This is a genomic window from Sphingopyxis sp. Root1497 (assembly GCF_001427085.1).
In the GTDB taxonomy this organism is placed as follows: domain Bacteria; phylum Pseudomonadota; class Alphaproteobacteria; order Sphingomonadales; family Sphingomonadaceae; genus Sphingopyxis.
In genome coordinates this window covers 1,463,182-1,479,386 of the sequence record NZ_LMGF01000003.1, presented here as the reverse complement: position 1 = coordinate 1,479,386, position 16,205 = coordinate 1,463,182, and the positions used below count along the sequence as shown (strand labels likewise).

Here is a 16,205-nt window from a genome sequence, read left to right as displayed (position 1 = left end):
CTATCTCCGCCGCTGTTTCTGCCGGATCAGCCGGACATAGGTGTCGGCGACGGTCTGGTTGATCGCGTCCCACTGATATTGATGGCTCTCGGCGAGTGCCGCCGCGCCGTGCCGGGCGCGCAGGCCGATATCCTGGCAATAATGCTGCAGATGGTCGGCGAAGCCGGTGATCAGTCCCGGCGACACGAGATAACCCGTCACGCCATGCTTGACGATGCTCGCGCTGCCCGTCGCGCGCGCCGCCACCACCGGCAGGCCGCACGCCATCGCCTCCAGCGTGACATTGCCGAAGGTTTCGGTGACCGAGGGATTGAAGAAGACGTCGCACGAGGCGAGCGCGCGGGCGAGGTCCTGACCGCCCTGAAACCCCACGAATTTGGCGTCGGGCAGGCGCGATTCGAACCAGTCGCCGGCGGGGCCCTCGCCGATCACCACCACCTCGTGGCGGACCTTGCGGCGGTTGAGCTGGTCGATCGCGTCGGCGAAGACGTCGAGCCCCTTTTCCATCACCAGCCGGCCGAGGAAGGCGACGACGGGGACATCGTCGGCGATGCCCCAGCTTTGCCGCCAGCTGTTGTCGCGTCGCCCGGGGTTGAACACGTCGCGCTCGACCCCGCGTGTCCAGATGCCGATGTCGTAATTCATCCGTTGCTCGCGCAGCACCTGCGCGAAGCTTTCGGACGGCGCGATCAGCGCATCGCATTTGCGGTAGAGCTTGCGCAGCCAGGCGACGATCACCGGTTCGATGAACGAGAGGTTGTAATAGCGGAAATAGGTTTCGAAGCGGGTGTGCACCGAACAGGCGACCGGCAGACGGCGGCGGCGCGCCCAGGCCGCGGCCTGACGGCAGACGCGGTCGGGGCTGGAAATATGCATGATGTTCGGCGCGAACGCTGCGAGATCCTCGCGCACCCGGCCCGAAAAATGGAGCGGAATCCGATATTCGGGGCGGTTCGGGATCGCCATCGACGGCACGCTGACCAGGTCGCCGGTCGGCTCGAAATCGGGATTGGCGACGGTCGGCGAATAGACGCGCACCGCCGCGCCCTGACTGAGCAGATAGCCGACGAGCCGGTTGAGCGCCTTGTTGGCGCCATCGACGGTCATGTTGTAATTGCCGCTGAACAGCGCGATGCGGAGATCGGAAATTTCCATCCCGCCTCCGCTAATCGTCTCGGCAGGCAAAGGCAATCTTAGTCGCCGGTCTCCGACGGCGCCTCGAGTTCGACCACCACCGGCGGATGCAGGCGCAGGCGATGGACGCGACGTTCGTCGGCCTCGGTCACCTCGATCCGCCAGCCGCTCGGATGGACAAGGATTTCGCCGACCTCGGGCACATGCCCCGCGAGCACCGCCGACAGGCCGCCCAACGTGTCGACATCTTCCTCGATCTCGGCGAGGCGCGGATCGATCGCTTCGCCGATATCGTCGAGTTCGGCGCGCGCATCGGCGTCCCAGCAGCCGTTTTCGCCCGGCGTGAACAGCAGCACCGGCTCGTCGTCATGCTCGTCCTCGATCTCGCCGACGATTTCCTCGACCAGGTCCTCGATGGTGACAAGACCTTCGGTGCCCGAATATTCGTCGATCACGATGGCGAGATGGGTGCGCTGCGCGCGCATATCGGCGAGCAGGTCGAGCACGCCCATCGATTGCGGCACGTACAGCGGCTGGCGGATCAGGTCGAGCAAGGGCGGCGGCGCGCGCTTTTCCGCCAGCACCGCGAAGACGTCCTTGATGTGAATCATGCCGACGACCTCGTCGAGATTTTCGCGGTAGACCGGCAGGCGGCTGTGCCCGGCTTCGGCGAACAGCGCGACGACCGCTTCAAAGCTGGCGCTTTCGTCGATCGCGATGATCTCGCCGCGCGGCACCGCGACGTCATCGACGGTCTGCTCGCCGAAATGCAGGAGATTGCGGAGCATCTTGCGCTCGATCGGCGAAAGGTCGCCGACGACGCTGCTGCCGCGCCGCTCCTGCCCTTCTTCCTCGGCCTCGTCGATGACCTCTTCGATCTGCTCGCGCAGCGACGGCTCCTTGTCGCCGCCGAACAGCAATGTCTTCAGTCCGGCCAACAGGCCGGGTCTACTACTGTCCTCTTCCGATCGGTTCGAAGACCCCTGGTCGTCGGGCATGATGTGTCGTGTTTCCCTGTTAAATCTCATCCGCATATGGATTGGCGAGGCCCAGCGATGCAAGCGCTTTCACTTCGAGCGCCTCCATCGCGCCGGCGCTGGCATCGTCCATATGGTCGTAACCGACGAGGTGGAGCGCGCCGTGGACGATCAGATGCGTCGCATGATCCTCCAGCGAAATCCCCTTCTCTTCGGCCTCGCGGGCGCAGGTTTCGCGCGCCAGCACGATGTCGCCGAGCAGGATTTCGCCGTCGTCGCTGTTCGCCAGGCTTTCGAGCAGGTCGTCCTGCACCTGCGGAAAGGACAGCACGTTGGTCGGCTTGTCCTTGCCACGAAAATCGCGGTTGAGCTGGTGTACCTCGGCATCGTCGGTGAGGCGCACCGCGACTTCGACGAGCGGCGCGGCGTCGGCAAGGCCGGCATGCGGCGTGAGCGCGAGCGCGGCGGCGACGGCGTCGGCCGCGCGCGCCTCCCAATCGAAGGCGTCGGGCCACGGCGTCGCGGCATGGGTTTCGACGGTCAGCATGAAAATTCCCGCAGCGAGATTATGACGGAAAACCGAGAAACTTCACTCTGGAATCGCATTTTCCGGGCGTCGGACGAAGGGGATCGAAGGTCGATATGGATCATCGCTGGACGCTATAACGACGGTGCGATGTAGGACAGCGAAAAAGTTGCCCGGCCGTCACCCTTGACCGCTGCGACGGTGTATGGATATGGCAATACACACTAGCAGCCGATACATTCCTCCAGCTTTGGATCGCCAAAAAAGATGCTGAACAAAATTTCCGCCGCAATCGGTCTGATTGCGGCCATGAGCGGCCTTGCCAACAGCGCAAACGCCCGCACGACGCCGGTCACCGAAGCAGACAACAAGACAGCCGCGATCGAACAACTGGTCCAAAGCGAGATGACCGCGCGTGACATTCCCGGACTGCAATTGGCGATCGTGCAGGATGGCAAGATCGTTTTCACGGGTGCCTATGGTCTGGCCAACAGGGAAACATCAGCCCCCGTCACGAACAAAACCATTTTCCGCATCAATTCGATCAGCAAGGCCGTTACCGGTGTTGCGGCAATGCAGCTTGTCGAAGCGGGCAAGCTTGATCTTGATGCGCCAATCTCAACCTATCTCGAAAAACTTCCGGAAGCATGGAGCGGTGTCACCGTTCGGCAAGCTCTCACCCATACATCCGGGCTGCCCGAAATTGTGGATGACAATACCCGGCCGATTGACGGCCTCGTTGACCCGGATGCCTCCTGGGCAAGGGTGCAGCAAAATCCCCTGACCTTTCCGCCGGGAGCGGGATATCGATATAGCCAGACCAACTATGTCGCGATGGGGAAAATCATAGCGAAGCTCTCAGGGAAATCCTTTTCTGATTTCGTGCGCGATCGGCAGATTAATAAAGTGGGCATGAAGCAGACACGCTTTGCCTATCCTGTCTCGACCAACCCCGACCTGGCTGAACTCTATACGCATTTGACGCTGAAGTTTGACGGGATGAGAACGGTCGGCGCTGATCGCAGTGAAACCGCGTTTGTGCGTCAGGAGGCATGGACGTCCGCGCAATTGCTCCCGATCGGTGGCATCCAATCCACGGCCATTGATTTGGCGAAATGGGTTATTGCGATCCAGAAATTGCAACTGGTCAACAAGAGCAGCCTTGAGGAGCTCTGGAAACCACAGCCGCAAAAAGATGGCAGCTATCGCGGCTTCAACGCTTTCATCAATGGCTATGGCTTGGGTTGGCCATCGGTGCGGCGCGCTGAGCATCCCGCACTTGCCCTCACTGGCGGAGCGCGCGCCACCGTGTTCATTTATCCCGAGGACGACCTGAGCGTTGTGGTCCTGACGAACCTGATGGGCGCTTCGCCGGAGAAGTTCGTCGACAAGATTGCTTCGCACTATATCCCCGGGCTCGCCGCCGAACAGTGACACCGGCACCTCCCTCAACGAGAGGAAGGCCGCCATTCAATGCATATGCTTCAGCTTGTCGGGGTTGCGCATCACATAGATGGCGGTGACCTTGCCATCCTCGATCTCCAGCGCGGTGGTCTGGAACTCGCCATCGGCCTCGCGCGTCACGAAACCCGGCAGGCCGTTGATCGTGCCGGTGTGGACCAGGGTCGAGCCATATTTTCCGAACAGCACCGCGAGGCTGCGGTGCAGCTTCATCACGATATCATGGCCCAGAACCGGCCCCATCGCGGCGGGGCGCTTGCCGCCGCCGTCGGCCCACATGCCGACATCGGCGGCGAGCAACGCGCCCAATGCCCCCATGTCGCCGCTGCGCGACGCGGCGAAAAAGGCATTGGCGATCTCTAGCCCCTGCTCCTTTTCCAGCTTGTAGCGCGGGCGGGCGTCGCGGACATGGGTGCGGGCGCGGGCCGCGAGCTGGCGCGTCGCAGCGGGATCGCGGTCGATCGTCTTCGCGACTTCGTCGAACCCCACCCCGAAAACATCGTGGAGCAGGAAGGCGGCGCGTTCGAGCGGCGACAGGCGTTCGAGCGCGAGCATCAGCGGCAGCGTGACGTCGTCCTCTTCCTCTTCTTCGACCAGCGGGTCGGGGAGCCAGGGGCCGATATAGGTCTCGCGCCGGTTCTTCGCCGACTTGATCTGGTCGAGGCAGAGGCGGGTGACGGTGCGCCGCAGGAAGGCGGCGGGTTCGCGCACTTCGCTGCGGTCGGTGCCGAGCCAGCGGAGGAAGGCATCCTGCACCACATCCTCGGCATCGGCGACCGAGCCGAGCATGCGATAGGCGACGCGGGTGAGGAGCGGACGCAGCGGGTCGAAACCGGCCGCCGCGTCCGCCGCATCGTTGGCGTCATGGATGCCCCCGGCGGGCATCAGGCCGCCTTCGCCGCGGGCATGTCGTACCAGAGATCGAAGCCGACCGCGAGGCGGTTCCAGCCGTTGATGACGTTGATCATCAGGGTCAGCTTCACCTGTTCCTCCGGCGTGAAATGCGCTTCGAGTTCATCCTTGACCGCTTTCTGTGTGTGCCCCTGCGCGACCGTGGTCAAGGCGTCGGTCCAGGCGAGCGCGGCGCGTTCGCGGGGCGTATAGACCGGGGCTTCGTGCCAGGCCGACAGCAGGTAGATGCGCTGCTCGGTTTCGCCCTTGGCGCGGGCTTCGGTGGTGTGCATGTTGATGCAGTTGGCGCAACCGTTGAGGATCGACGAGCGGATCTTCACCAGTTCGATCAGGCTCGGCTCGAGGCTGTCCTGCACGGCGAGCGAAAGCCCCATCCACTGTTTCATCAATTGCGGCGCGGCGGCGAAGGGGTCGGTTACCTTGGTCATCATCTGTCTCCTTGCTGGGGTGGTGCAGGTTTGACGAGACAGCGTTGGTCGATGTGACATGGGGTACGAAAAAATTTGCGTCGTCATAATCCTCCCTGTCGCGAAGCCATGGGGAGGGGGACCATCCGAAGGATGGTGGAGGGGCCGCAGCGGTTGCGTCACAGCCCCTCCGTCAGCGCTTCGCGCTGCCACCTCCCCATCGCTGCGCGACGGGGAGGATCGGAAACGCTGGGTTGCGAGAATGGCGCTTTGACGGAAGCGAAAGCTGAACTAGCATCCGCCCCTCATTCAACAAGCGAGGGGTACGCGATCATGAAATTTCTCGATGGCTTCACCGAACAGGCCTATGCGCTGCTGCGCATCGTCGCGGGCCTGTTGTTCCTGGCGCATGGCGTGCAGAAATTCCTGAACTTCCCGGCGCCTTTCCCGATGCCGCTCAACCCGATGCTGACCGCGGCGGGCGCGATCGAACTGGTCGCGGGCACCCTGATCGTCATCGGCGTGCTCACCCGTCCCGCCGCCTTCATCGCGAGCGGCATGTCGGCGGTCGGTTACTGGGTCGCGCATGGCACGCAAGGCCCCTTCCCCATCGCCAACGGCGGCGAGACCATTGTGCTCTACTGCTTCCTGTTCCTGTTCATCGCGGCGCGCGGTGCGGGCATCTGGAGCGCTGACGGGGCGATGAAGAAATAGGCGTGCGTCGACCTTTGCTGGTCGGAATCGCGATTGGGGCGATGCTGGCTCTGGCCGGCGTCGCCGTCGCGGCAGTCTGGATCGCGCCAAGGACCGAACCGACTTATCTGCGCATCGCCGACGACGACATCGACCATTTGCTGAGTTCGGACCACGAACCCGAAGATGGCCCGACCAGCGCGAGGCTGATCCGGCATTGCGGCATCGACGCATTTACCCTCGATCTGGCCATTCCCGATCATGCGGGATCGGCGTTCGTCAATCTCGAGAAGACACCGCGCGCGCGGCTCAATTGCCTGATCGGGGAAGCGCGAATTCATGGCCTGTCATTGGCCATCGTCGATGGCGAAGACACCGCCAGCTTCGAATGCCTGCCCGGCTGGCCATCGCGATTCCAGCGCTTCGATCCGGCGGACTATGGATTTTGCCCGAAGGGTGAACCCAATCCGGTGGTTGGAAAAGGCCCAGCCCTGACGCGCACCGATCGATAGATTGAAAAATGGGGCGGCCCTTTCGGACCGCCCCTTGAGGTGCGGGCTTCACATGGTGAAGGTCGTCAAAGCTTGCGAGTGTTCGTCTCGATCAGTTTCTTCGCTTCTTCGATCGCCTTCGCGGTCGTCAGCGTCTTGTCCTGGATCTCGTTCGCCATATCGAGCAGGCGGCCGCTGATCACGGTGCCGGTCTGTGCTTCCTCCTGGATCGCGATGCCGCCCTTGGTGGCGGCGACGCGGTCCCATTCGGCGCGCACCGCGGCCCAATAACCCTTTGTGGCGGCCCAATAGTCGTCGGCGGCCTTCACGTCATATTGGTCGTATTTGATATAGGTGTTGAGGACATATTCCTGGACGATCGGCACCAGCTTGCCGTCCTTGATCCCCATCTTGGTGTTATCCTGCCAATGGACCCAGCCGTCGGGCGAGGGCTGGTGGCGGTTGATCGAGAGATAGCGATCATAGACCGGATTGCGCACGGCATCGCGGCGGGCGAGCGGGCGCCAGGTCCAGTTCGAGCGCCAGCGGCGGACGCCGCCCTGCGTTTCATACTGACCCCAGCCGGCATAGCGCGGGCTGTCGTCGACCTGATAGACCGTCTGCGACCAGCGGCCGGTGCGCATCTTTTCGGGGACGTCTTCCCACGTCCATGTGTTGCGGTCCGAATAGACGAGCACCCTGGCGGGTTCATATTCCCAGTCCTGGCGCCAATGCTTGATGATCATGCTCTTGTCGTCGTCGCCGGTGATGACGAGCATGTGCTGGAGCACGATCTTGCGCCCCGTGTCCTCAATCACGCGGACGACCTCGTTGCCGCCCGAACGCTTCGGCTCGAGCACCTCGTAATTCGGGTCCCAGCGCGTCGATTCCTGCATGTTGAAGCTGACGCGGTAATTGCCCGCCATCGCGAGGATATCGGCGCGGTCCTGTTCGAAATTCGCTGCGGCGGCGTCGGCGGCGATCGGCGGGTGGGCGAGCGCCGCGACCGGCAGCGCGGCGGAGAGCAGCAACAGGCCGGCGGCGAGCGAACGATATGTTTTCTTCATCGGTGCAGTCCTTCTTGTGGTCAGAAGCGGAAGCTCAGCGACACGCTCGCGTTGCGGCCCGGCTGGGTATAGGCATCGGCGGTGGCCGGCGTGACGTAGGTCGCGGGGACCGTCGCGGGCACCGACGACACCAGCGCGAGTCCGCGCACGTCGCTCCACCAGCTGTATTTCTTGTCGAGGATGTTGAAGACGCCGGCGCGCAGCGTCAGCCCGTCCATCAGCCGCACGAAGGCGGTTGCGTCGAGGATGGTAAAGGCGTCGGGACGATAGCATTGCGGGGTGCAGACGCCGTCGGCCCGCGACGCTTCCTTGCGCGCGCTGTGGGTCATGATGATCTGGCCACCGAAGCGCCCGGTGCGCTCGCGATAGCCGACGCCGGCGACGAGCTTGAGCGGGTCGATCGTCGACAACGGGCTGCGCGCGCCATTGGGTTCGATCACATCGCCCGTCGCATAGGATAGGGCGAGCGTCGTATAGAGGCCGGACGACGCTCGCCCCTCGAACCGTGCCTCGGCCCCCTTGACCCGGACACGATCGAGATTCACGAATTGATAGACGGCGGGGTCGGCGGGGGTGAAGCTGCCGCTCACCACTTCCTGGCTGATGAAATCCTTATAGCGCGACGTGAAGCCCGTCAGGTCGAGGCTGACATGGTCGCTGGAAAAGCGCAGCCCGCCCTCGAAGCTTTCGCTGCGTTCGGGGCCGAGGTCGGGGTTCGGAGCCGAGGTATAGCCGAAGGCGAGATTTTCGAAGAACTGGTTCACCTGCCCCGGTTCGGGCGCCTTGAAGCCGGTCGCATAATTGGCGAATAGCCGCACCTGGTCGGTGACTTTCCAGACCGCGCCGAATTTCGGCGAAACGCGCGAACCATCCTGTCCGGCGCCCGCGAAGGTCGGGAGTAGCGGATCGGTGCGGGGCGACAGGTCGTACCAGTCGAAGCGCAACGCCGGATAAAGCGTCAACGCGCCGCCGGCGATGCCGATCTCGTCGCCGACGAACAGCCCGGCGCGGGTGAAATCGGTGGTCGGGAAGGCGCGGGTCGGGAACACCTCGCCCGCCGGAGGCACGGTGCCGTCGCGCAGGCCGCGCTGCCGCGTCTTGCTGATGTCGCCGCCGAAAACGATGCGATGCGTGATCGCGCCCGTATTGAAATCGGCGCGGGCATCGGCGGCGGCGCCGATGACGCGGTTTTCGAAGGTGTTGAGGCGGGTGCGGTCGGCGGCGGGGGTGCGGTCTTCCTCGGTGTATTGATTATCCTCGCCGTCCTGCCAATAGAGCGCGACGCGGGCAAAATCGATCAGCCCCTCGCCTTCCCAGCTCCAGTCGAGCGAGACGCGCTTGCGTTCGCCGCTGTCGAAGCCTTCGAGGCGGTCGACGGTGGTGCTGCGCCCGGTGAGGCCGTTGGTGTAGAGGTGGGTGTCGAGATATTCGCCGGTCAGGCGCAGCTTGTGGCCGCTGGCGGGATCATAGACGATCCGCGCCAGCGCGGCGTTCGAGCGGCCGTCCTGCGGATTGGGCTCGGTGCGCAGGCTGCCGAAACCGCCGACACTGCCCTTGTTGTCGAGTTCCTGCCAGTCGCGGCGCGTATAGGCGGCCATCACCGACCAGTCGCCGCTGCGCCCCGCGAGGATCGCGGTTTCGCTGAACTCGTCGTCGGCGCTGCTATAGGCGCCGCGCACGAGGCCGCCGACCGACTTGCCGCCGGGCAGGAAGTCGGCGGGGTCGCTGGTGACGAAGCTGACCGCACCGGCAAGGCCGTCGCTGCCGTAAAGCGCCGACGAGGGACCCCGCAGGATTTCGACCGACTTGACGAGGCCGAGGTCGACATAATCGCCGCGCCCCGCCGCCTGCGCGCCGAAGCTGAAACCGTCGGGGACGCGCACGCCGTCGACCTGGATCAGCACGCGGTTGCCGCCGATGCCGCGGATGTTGAAGCTGTCGTTGCCGGCGCGGCCGGTGGCGCCGAGCGCAGCGCCGAAGCGCGCGGGCTGGCGCTGGACGCTGACCCCGGGTTCGAAGCGGATGAGGTCGCGGATGTCGGTCGCCAGTTCGTTCGCGATCTGCTCTTCGGTGATCAACGAAATGGTCAGCGGCACATCCTCAACACTCTTCTCGGTCCGCGTCGCGGTGACGACGATCTGGTTCTTGCGCGCGGCCCAATATTCACCGTCATTATCCTGCGCCATGGCGGGCGTCGCGGTCGCGGCGAGCGCGATGCCCAGCGCGGTACCGGCGGCGAGACGGGAGACGGACGGCGAACGCTGGATGGTCAATTTTCTTCCCCTGATTTATGCGACTGACTCGCAATAGCGGTCGTCTAGGCGTGCAAATTCAGGGGGTCAATATGCTATTGCGACTCGTTATTGAAAAAGGCCGACGAACGAACGGGGAAGGCGGGCCATTGGCGGTGCCGTCGCCGCCGCCCCCACCCCTTGCTTCGCAAGCGGCCCTTCCCATCGCTGCGCGACAGGGAGGATATTTAAGAGTTAGGCCCCCGGCCCTTCATAGGCATCGACGATGCGCCCGACGATCGGGTGGCGGACGACGTCGGCGCTGGTGAAATAGCTGACGTTGATGCCCTCGACTCCTTCGAGGCGCGAGACGGCGTCGGCGAGGCCCGAGCTGGCGGGGATCGGCAGATCGACCTGCTTCGGATCGCCGCAGATCACCATGCGGCTGTTCATGCCGAAACGGGTCAGGAACATCTTCATCTGCGGGATCGTCGTGTTCTGCGCCTCGTCGAGGATGATGAAGGCGTCGGCAAGCGTCCGCCCGCGCATGAAGGCGAGCGGCGCGATCTCGATCTCGCCGCTCGCAATGCGGCGCTCAACCTGTTCGGCGGGCAGGCAATCGTGGAGCGCGTCGTAGAGCGGGCGCAGATAGGGATCGACCTTTTCCTTCATGTCGCCGGGCAGGAAGCCGAGCTTTTCGCCCGCCTCGACCGCGGGGCGCGACAGGATCAGGCGCTGGACACTGCCGGTGATCAACTGGGCGACCGCCTGCGCGACCGCGAGATAGGTCTTACCGGTCCCCGCCGGGCCAAGCGCGAAGATGATGTCTTCGCGCGCCAGCGCCTGCATATAGGGGATTTGCGATGGCGCGCGCGGGACGATCGTCTTTTTGCGCGTGCGGATCATGATCGGCGGCGCTTCGTTGATCTCGTGGCGGATGATACCGTCGAGCGTCGGCTGCGCCGACATCGCGATCACGCCATCGACCATACCGGCGTCGACTTCCTGCCCCTGTTCGATGCGGCTGTAGAGGTCGACGAGGACGTCGCGGGCACGCGCCGCGGCCTCGGCCTCGCCCTCGATCTGCACGCGGTTGCCGCGCGCCGAGATATAGACCCCGAGCCGGTTTTCTATTCCGACAAGATTGCGATCGAATTCGCCAAAGAGAATGCCCAAAAGCTGTGTTCGCTCGAATTCCGCCGTCAGTCGGACGCGGTCGCCGGGTTCGGCGGGGGAGGCGGCGGTCAGCGGGCGTTTCGACACGTGGGCAAGGCTCCTTCGATCAACGACATGACTCTACTCCCGCCAAGACCGGAGTCCACTCCGATGGAGGAGAACAAGACGAAAGGAGCGAGCAGCGTTGCCAAAAAGCGACACCGCCTCCCCGCGCCGCACTAGGCGACCTCTTCGACGAGCAATTCGGCGGTGAGGCTGTTCGGCCCGGCCGCGGCGATGCGCACATCGACCATGTCGCCGATCGCGAGTCCCGGCGCGATGACATGCGCCGATTGCAGCCAGGGCGTCTTGCCGATCAGCTGGCCGGCGAGCTTGCCCTTGCGTTCGAGCAGCAGGCGCGTCGCCTTGCCGACCGTCGCCGCGTTGAACGCGTGCTGCTGTTCGTTGAGCAGCGCCTGCAGCCGGTGGAGGCGATCGTGCATCACCTCATCGGCAATCTGATCGCCCATCGTTGCGGCGGGGGTGCCCGGGCGGCGCGAATATTTGAAGCTGTACGCCATCGCGTAGCGTGTCGCGTGGATCAGATCGAGCGTCGCCTGAAAATCCGCCTCGCTCTCGCCGGGGAAACCGACGATGAAGTCGCCCGAGATCGCGATGTCGGGGCGCACCGCGCGGACGCGTTCGATGACGCGCAAATAGCTGTCGACGCTGTGGCTGCGGTTCATCGCGGCGAGGATGCGGTCGCTGCCCGCCTGCACCGGCAGGTGGAGATAGGGCATGAGCTGCGGGATTTCGCCATGCGCGGCGATCAGCCCCTCGGTCATGTCGTTGGGGTGGCTGGTGGTGTAGCGGATGCGTTCGAGCCCGTCGACGCGCGCGAGGTCGCGGATCAGCCCGTCGAGGCCGACGGAGCGGCCGCGATCATCCTCGCCGTCCCACGCGTTGACGTTCTGGCCGAGCAGGGTGATCTCGCGGGCGCCGCCCTCGACGAGCGCGCGGGCCTCGGCGATCAGGTCGGCATAGGGGCGGCTGATCTCGGCGCCGCGGGTATAGGGCACGACGCAATAGGTGCAGAATTTGTCGCAGCCTTCCTGCACGGTGAGGAAGGCGGTCGGGCGCTGACCCGCGCCGCGTTTGGGCAAGGCGTCGAATTTCGACATCGCGGGCATGTCGAGGTCGACCGCTTTCTCGCCGCGCGCGGCGCGGTCGAGCAGGTCGGGCAGCCGGTGATAGGCTTGCGGCCCGACGACGACGTCGACGGTCGGTGCACGACGCGCGATTTCGGCGCCCTCGGCCTGCGCAACGCAGCCGGCGACCGCGATCGTCGGACGGCTGCCGCCCTCGCGCTTCAACCGGCCGATGTCCGAATAGACCTTTTCGGCCGCCTTTTCGCGAATGTGGCAGGTGTTGAGCACGACCAGATCGGCGTCGGCGCCGTCGGCGGCGGCGGTCATCCCGCGCGCGCCGAGCATTTCGGCCATGCGCTCGCCGTCATAGACGTTCATCTGGCAACCGAAGGATTTGATGTGAAAGGTCTTGGGAGAGTCGGATTTCATCGGCGCGCTATAGGCGATGCATCGCACGGGCGGAAGGCTTGGCCGTCTCGGCCATTTCGCGCGAGATCGCCGCGCGCGCGGCTTCGCTGATCGCCTTGCGATCATGCGTTACGCTGTCGGGCAGCGGGTCGAGATAATGGATGGTGAGATGGATCGGCTTTGCGCGCGCGATCAGCCGTTTGAAATTGTCGAGCCCGGATTCGGGGTCGAGCCAGGCGATGTCGTTCGATTCCGCGCCATAATCCATGAAGACCGGCTGGATCTGCAGGTTCGGCGGGGTCGGGATGACCGCCTGAAACAGCGAGGCCCGGAACGGCAGCAGCCCGTCGCCGGGGCCGGTCGTGCCCTCCGGGAACAAGGTCACCGGGCGGCCGCGCGCCAGCGCATTGCGCAGGTCGTTCGCCTGATTGTGGATTTCGCGCTTCGCCTCGCGCTGCACGTAGATCGTATGGTTCTGGTCGGCGAGCCAGCCGACGAGCGGCACGCCCTCGACCTCGGCCTTCGACACAAAGGCCGAGCGTGCGGCGCCGCCAAGCGCGAGGATGTCGAGCCAGCTGACATGGTTGGACGCGAACAACACGTTGCGCCGCAGCCGCGTGCCCGTCGTGCGGACGCGTAGCCCCGCGATCCAACCGACGGCGTTGAGGAACGCCATCACCATCGGCGACGGGCGGCCGACGGCGCGGTAACAAAGATGCGGAACGATCAGGAACAGCAGCGCCAGCACCATCGCGGTGAGGCGGACGATCGAACGCCAGGTGACCCGTGCGGGTCTAGTCGCGCTTGCGATCGAGGGCGACACCATAGAGCTCCATGCGATGGTCGACGAGGCGGAAGCCGAGGCGTTCGGCGATAACCTTCTGCAACGCCTCGAGCTCGGGATCGACGAATTCGATCACCCGGCCGGTTTCGACGTCGATCAGATGATCATGATGCGCCTCGGGCGCCGCTTCGTAGCGCGAGCGGCCGTCGCCGAAATCGTGGCGGTCGAGGATGCCGGCCTCTTCGAACAGGCGAACGGTGCGATAGACGGTGGCAATCGAAATGCCGCTGTCGACCTTCGACGCGCGCTCATAGAGCGTTTCGACGTCGGGATGATCCTCGCTGTCGGAGATCACGCGCGCGATGATGCGGCGCTGCTCGGTGATGCGCAGGCCCTTTTCGTGGCACAGGGCTTCGAGGTCGATGGTACCGGACATGCGGGCCTTTCCTGCAATCTGCAGCCGTTCTTTGTTCTTATATTCTGTATAGGCACGGCCTGCGCATAGAACAAGGGCGGCGCCTTGCAGCACCGCCCCCATCTGCCCTGACGGGCCAAAGTTCGAAACGCGTCAAGCCGCTTTCTTGGCCTTGGGCTTGCGCCCGCCGCCGCGGCCCTTGGTGCCGAGGCCGATTTCCTTGGCCAGCGCGCGACGCTTTTCAGCGTAATTCGGGGCGACCATCGGATAGTCGGCGGGCAGACCCCATTTGGCGCGATAGTCGTCGGGGGTCATGCCATAATGGGTCATCAGGTGGCGACGGAGCATCTTGAGCTTCTTGCCGTCCTCGAGACAGGTTATGTAATCGGGCTTCACCGAGGTGCGGATCGACACCGCCGGTACCAGCTTCTCTTCTTCGACGGGCTGCGTACCGAGGCCGGAGAGGGCGGCGTGGACGTTGTTGATGAGCGCCGAAAGATCTGAAATCGCGACACTGTTGTTGCTGACATGGGCAGCAACGATGTCAGCAGTCAGCGTGACCAGCATTTCACTGGTATCGGTTTGATCCGACATGGGACGGTTCCTTTTTTATATACCCAGAAGATGGACGACGAATATTGGAGCTGTTCTTCATCCGGCCGAGATACTGCCATTCTGGCAGCATTTCCGCAAGGTCTATCACCTAGTTAGACCGGTTCCGGATGAATGACGCATGGTAATCGCGTCGCGGATCATCCCGTCACCGCCTCGATAATAGTCCTTGCGCCGACCGCACTCCGAAAACCCGCTGCGCTCATAGAGATGAACGGCGTCGTTGTCAGCGCGCATTTCGAGGAAATAGTCCTCGGCACCTTCGCCGCGGCCCCAGGCTTGCCAATCGGATATTAACGCGGCGCCGATTCCGCGGCCGCGCCACGCCGGATCGACCGCGAGCAACAACAACTCGCTCTCAGGACCCGCGATGCGCGCCGCCGAAAAACCGCATGGCTGCTCGCCGTCCCACGCGAGGCAGACACGCGCCGACGGCAGCGCGAAGAGGGTGAGCAACTGCGCGCGGCTCCATGCCTCGCCAAAAGCCGGATCGAAGGCGGCATCCATCACGCGCATGACCGCGGCGAGGTCGGCGACGCGGGCGGTCGCAAGGCGGAATTCGCTCATACGCGCGCCGCCATCGGCTTGGCATCGGGCGCCCGGCCATAATGGGGGCTGGGGTCGGCGAAGGTCGCGGCGGCGGGCAGTCGCGGATAGGCACGCGCGTCGGGCAGTATCGGCAAGGCGGTCCCCGCGCCGCGCAGCGCGACGAACGCCTCGGCGCGGTTGCCGACGACCAGCGCGTCGTCGCGCCGCACCGCTTCGTCGGGCAGCAGCGAACACAGGTCGGCGCACGGCGACAGGTCGGCGGCGAAGGGCTGGACGAACCATTGACCGTGCCCGCCCTCCATCACGACGAGCGCGCCGTCCGCCGCCGCAATCTCGTCGGCAGCAGCAGCCGCGACGAGCGCGAGGGTCGAAAAACCGAAGGCCGGCACCCGCCAGCCGAGCGCCAGCGCGCGCGCCGCGGCGACACCGATGCGCACGCCGGCGAAGCTGCCGGGGCCGCAACCGACGAGGATCGCGTCGGCGCGCCCGCCGTCCGCCAGTTCGGCGATCAGCGGCACCAGCCGTTCGGCATGGCCGCGGCCGATGATGTCGTGGCGAAAATCGCGCAGGCGCGCGCCGTCGAACAGCGCGACCGAGCAGGCCTCGCTGGCACTATCGATGACGAGCCGGCGCAGGCCGTCAGGCGATGCGATTGAAGCGGTCAAAGCCAGGGCGCGGGCTGCGCTCGAAAATGGTCGCGGGGTCGCCGTAACCAAGCGTCGAGATGAAATTGCTGCGCACGCTCGGCTGGTCGGCGAAGAAGGCGGCGTCGACGGCGTCGTTGGCGAAACCCGACATCGGCCCGGTGTCGAGCCCGAGCGCGCGCGCGGCGAGGATGAAATAGGCGCCCTGCAGGCTCGAATTGCGGAACGCGGTCGCGTGCGCCAGTTCGGCATTGGTGTTGAACCAGCTTTTCGCGTCAGCGTGCGGAAAAAGCTCGGGCAGGTTTTCGTAGAATTCGAGATCCATGCCGATGATCGCGGTGACCGGGGCGCTGCGGATCTTGTCGCCATTGGCGGGCAGCGCGAGCGCCGCGAGCTTTTCCTTCGCTTCGGTGCTGGTGCACCAGATGATCCGTGCCGGCAGGCAGTTGGCGCTGGTCGGGCCGAATTTCACCAGATCCCAGATCGCGTGCAGCTGGTCGTCCAACACCGGTTTGTCGACATAGCCATTATAGGTGCGCGCGGTGCGGAACAGCTGGTCGAGGGCAGTATCGGAAAGCGGCTCGCTCATCG

General features: G+C 64.7%; 18 protein-coding genes. 3 read left to right on the top strand and 15 right to left on the bottom strand.

Going from position 1 to position 16,205, the window contains the following annotated elements; genetic code table 11:
- From ASD67_RS10505 to ybeY, 3 genes are read right to left on the bottom strand one after another with little or no spacing between them, the layout of a single operon-like run.
- A complete protein-coding gene (locus ASD67_RS10505) occupies positions 1 to 1,155 on the bottom strand; it encodes a glycosyltransferase family 4 protein (protein ID WP_056346605.1) in 1,155 nt (384 codons plus the stop codon).
- 38 nt (positions 1,156 to 1,193) lie between these two features.
- On the bottom strand, positions 1,194 to 2,132 hold the full coding sequence (locus ASD67_RS10500) for a hemolysin family protein (protein WP_056346603.1): 939 nt from the start codon (positions 2,130 to 2,132) through the stop codon (positions 1,194 to 1,196).
- 19 nt (positions 2,133 to 2,151) lie between these two features.
- Complete coding sequence (gene ybeY, locus ASD67_RS10495) at positions 2,152 to 2,658, bottom strand: rRNA maturation RNase YbeY (protein ID WP_056346601.1); 507 nt, start codon at positions 2,656 to 2,658, stop codon at positions 2,152 to 2,154.
- 246 nt (positions 2,659 to 2,904) lie between these two features.
- Between ybeY and ASD67_RS10490 the strand changes: the two genes are divergently transcribed.
- Entirely contained in the window at positions 2,905 to 4,071 is a 1,167-nt protein-coding gene (locus tag ASD67_RS10490) for a serine hydrolase domain-containing protein (RefSeq protein ID WP_056346600.1), read from the top strand.
- Between the two features lie 36 nt (positions 4,072 to 4,107).
- On the opposite strand, the gene ASD67_RS10485 is transcribed toward ASD67_RS10490, so the two are convergent.
- Together ASD67_RS10485 and ASD67_RS10480 are read right to left on the bottom strand one after the other, a co-directional pair.
- Complete coding sequence (locus ASD67_RS10485) at positions 4,108 to 4,983, bottom strand: sigma-70 family RNA polymerase sigma factor (protein WP_056346598.1); 876 nt, start codon at positions 4,981 to 4,983, stop codon at positions 4,108 to 4,110.
- Positions 4,983 to 5,438 carry a carboxymuconolactone decarboxylase family protein gene (locus tag ASD67_RS10480; protein ID WP_056347286.1) on the bottom strand — a complete coding sequence of 152 codons (456 nt, stop codon included), beginning with the start codon at positions 5,436 to 5,438 and terminating at the stop codon, positions 4,983 to 4,985. The genes ASD67_RS10485 and ASD67_RS10480 overlap by 1 nt, the downstream gene beginning before the upstream one ends.
- A 312-nt stretch (positions 5,439 to 5,750) precedes the next feature.
- Between ASD67_RS10480 and ASD67_RS10475 the strand changes: the two genes are divergently transcribed.
- The gene (locus tag ASD67_RS10475) at positions 5,751 to 6,131 is read left to right on the top strand and encodes a DoxX family protein (RefSeq protein ID WP_056346596.1); all 381 of its coding nucleotides are present in this window, start codon (positions 5,751 to 5,753) and stop codon (positions 6,129 to 6,131) included.
- Positions 6,132 to 6,133: 2 nt separating this feature from the next.
- On the top strand, positions 6,134 to 6,622 hold the full coding sequence (locus ASD67_RS10470; RefSeq protein WP_156377644.1) for a hypothetical protein: 489 nt from the start codon (positions 6,134 to 6,136) through the stop codon (positions 6,620 to 6,622).
- A gap of 65 nt (positions 6,623 to 6,687) precedes the next feature.
- On the opposite strand, the gene ASD67_RS10465 is transcribed toward ASD67_RS10470, so the two are convergent.
- From ASD67_RS10465 to ASD67_RS10420, 10 genes are all read right to left on the bottom strand, one after another.
- Positions 6,688 to 7,668, bottom strand: a complete 981-nt coding sequence (locus ASD67_RS10465) for a DUF6607 family protein (RefSeq protein WP_056346592.1) — start codon at positions 7,666 to 7,668, stop codon at positions 6,688 to 6,690.
- Positions 7,669 to 7,688: 20 nt separating this feature from the next.
- Positions 7,689 to 9,941 (bottom strand): TonB-dependent hemoglobin/transferrin/lactoferrin family receptor, encoded by a 2,253-nt coding sequence (locus ASD67_RS10460; protein WP_443028023.1) that lies wholly within the window; start codon positions 9,939 to 9,941, stop codon positions 7,689 to 7,691.
- Positions 9,942 to 10,154: 213 nt separating this feature from the next.
- Positions 10,155 to 11,162: a PhoH family protein gene (locus ASD67_RS10455; RefSeq protein ID WP_056346590.1), complete on the bottom strand. Its 1,008-nt coding sequence runs from the start codon at positions 11,160 to 11,162 to the stop codon at positions 10,155 to 10,157.
- 131 nt (positions 11,163 to 11,293) lie between these two features.
- Complete coding sequence (gene miaB, locus ASD67_RS10450) at positions 11,294 to 12,631, bottom strand: tRNA (N6-isopentenyl adenosine(37)-C2)-methylthiotransferase MiaB (protein WP_082545010.1); 1,338 nt, start codon at positions 12,629 to 12,631, stop codon at positions 11,294 to 11,296.
- 7 nt (positions 12,632 to 12,638) lie between these two features.
- The gene (locus ASD67_RS10445; protein ID WP_235535629.1) at positions 12,639 to 13,436 is read right to left on the bottom strand and encodes a lysophospholipid acyltransferase family protein; all 798 of its coding nucleotides are present in this window, start codon (positions 13,434 to 13,436) and stop codon (positions 12,639 to 12,641) included.
- Complete coding sequence (locus tag ASD67_RS10440; protein ID WP_056346586.1) at positions 13,405 to 13,830, bottom strand: Fur family transcriptional regulator; 426 nt, start codon at positions 13,828 to 13,830, stop codon at positions 13,405 to 13,407. Before ASD67_RS10440 ends, ASD67_RS10445 begins: the two co-directional genes overlap by 32 nt.
- Positions 13,831 to 13,962: 132 nt before the next feature.
- Complete coding sequence (locus tag ASD67_RS10435) at positions 13,963 to 14,403, bottom strand: MucR family transcriptional regulator (RefSeq protein WP_056346584.1); 441 nt, start codon at positions 14,401 to 14,403, stop codon at positions 13,963 to 13,965.
- A 105-nt stretch (positions 14,404 to 14,508) separates the two neighbouring features.
- A complete protein-coding gene (locus ASD67_RS10430; RefSeq protein WP_056346583.1) occupies positions 14,509 to 14,988 on the bottom strand; it encodes a GNAT family N-acetyltransferase in 480 nt (159 codons plus the stop codon).
- Positions 14,985 to 15,635 carry a tRNA (adenosine(37)-N6)-threonylcarbamoyltransferase complex dimerization subunit type 1 TsaB gene (gene tsaB / locus ASD67_RS10425; RefSeq protein ID WP_082544949.1) on the bottom strand — a complete coding sequence of 217 codons (651 nt, stop codon included), beginning with the start codon at positions 15,633 to 15,635 and terminating at the stop codon, positions 14,985 to 14,987. Before tsaB ends, ASD67_RS10430 begins: the two co-directional genes overlap by 4 nt.
- On the bottom strand, positions 15,610 to 16,203 hold the full coding sequence (locus tag ASD67_RS10420) for a malonic semialdehyde reductase (RefSeq protein WP_056346581.1): 594 nt from the start codon (positions 16,201 to 16,203) through the stop codon (positions 15,610 to 15,612). Before ASD67_RS10420 ends, tsaB begins: the two co-directional genes overlap by 26 nt.
- Positions 16,204 to 16,205 lie beyond the last annotated feature (2 nt).

Excerpts from the sequence above, each read along its gene's own strand:
- ybeY (WP_056346601.1), bottom strand. The coding sequence starts at position 2,658 with ATGCTGACCGTCGAAACCCATGCCGCGACGCCGTGGCCCGACGCCTTC.
- ASD67_RS10505 (WP_056346605.1), bottom strand. The coding sequence starts at position 1,155 with ATGGAAATTTCCGATCTCCGCATCGCGCTGTTCAGCGGCAATTACAAC.
- ASD67_RS10430 (WP_056346583.1), bottom strand. The coding sequence starts at position 14,988 with ATGAGCGAATTCCGCCTTGCGACCGCCCGCGTCGCCGACCTCGCCGCG.
- ASD67_RS10490 (WP_056346600.1), top strand. The coding sequence starts at position 2,905 with ATGCTGAACAAAATTTCCGCCGCAATCGGTCTGATTGCGGCCATGAGC.
- ASD67_RS10440 (WP_056346586.1), bottom strand. The coding sequence starts at position 13,830 with ATGTCCGGTACCATCGACCTCGAAGCCCTGTGCCACGAAAAGGGCCTG.
- ASD67_RS10435 (WP_056346584.1), bottom strand. The coding sequence starts at position 14,403 with ATGTCGGATCAAACCGATACCAGTGAAATGCTGGTCACGCTGACTGCT.
- ASD67_RS10480 (WP_056347286.1), bottom strand. The coding sequence starts at position 5,438 with ATGACCAAGGTAACCGACCCCTTCGCCGCCGCGCCGCAATTGATGAAA.
- miaB (WP_082545010.1), bottom strand. The coding sequence starts at position 12,631 with ATGAAATCCGACTCTCCCAAGACCTTTCACATCAAATCCTTCGGTTGC.
- ASD67_RS10485 (WP_056346598.1), bottom strand. The coding sequence starts at position 4,983 with ATGCCCGCCGGGGGCATCCATGACGCCAACGATGCGGCGGACGCGGCG.
- ASD67_RS10420 (WP_056346581.1), bottom strand. The coding sequence starts at position 16,203 with ATGAGCGAGCCGCTTTCCGATACTGCCCTCGACCAGCTGTTCCGCACC.
- ASD67_RS10500 (WP_056346603.1), bottom strand. The coding sequence starts at position 2,132 with ATGCCCGACGACCAGGGGTCTTCGAACCGATCGGAAGAGGACAGTAGT.
- ASD67_RS10465 (WP_056346592.1), bottom strand. The coding sequence starts at position 7,668 with ATGAAGAAAACATATCGTTCGCTCGCCGCCGGCCTGTTGCTGCTCTCC.
- ASD67_RS10445 (WP_235535629.1), bottom strand. The coding sequence starts at position 13,436 with ATGGTGTCGCCCTCGATCGCAAGCGCGACTAGACCCGCACGGGTCACC.
- ASD67_RS10475 (WP_056346596.1), top strand. The coding sequence starts at position 5,751 with ATGAAATTTCTCGATGGCTTCACCGAACAGGCCTATGCGCTGCTGCGC.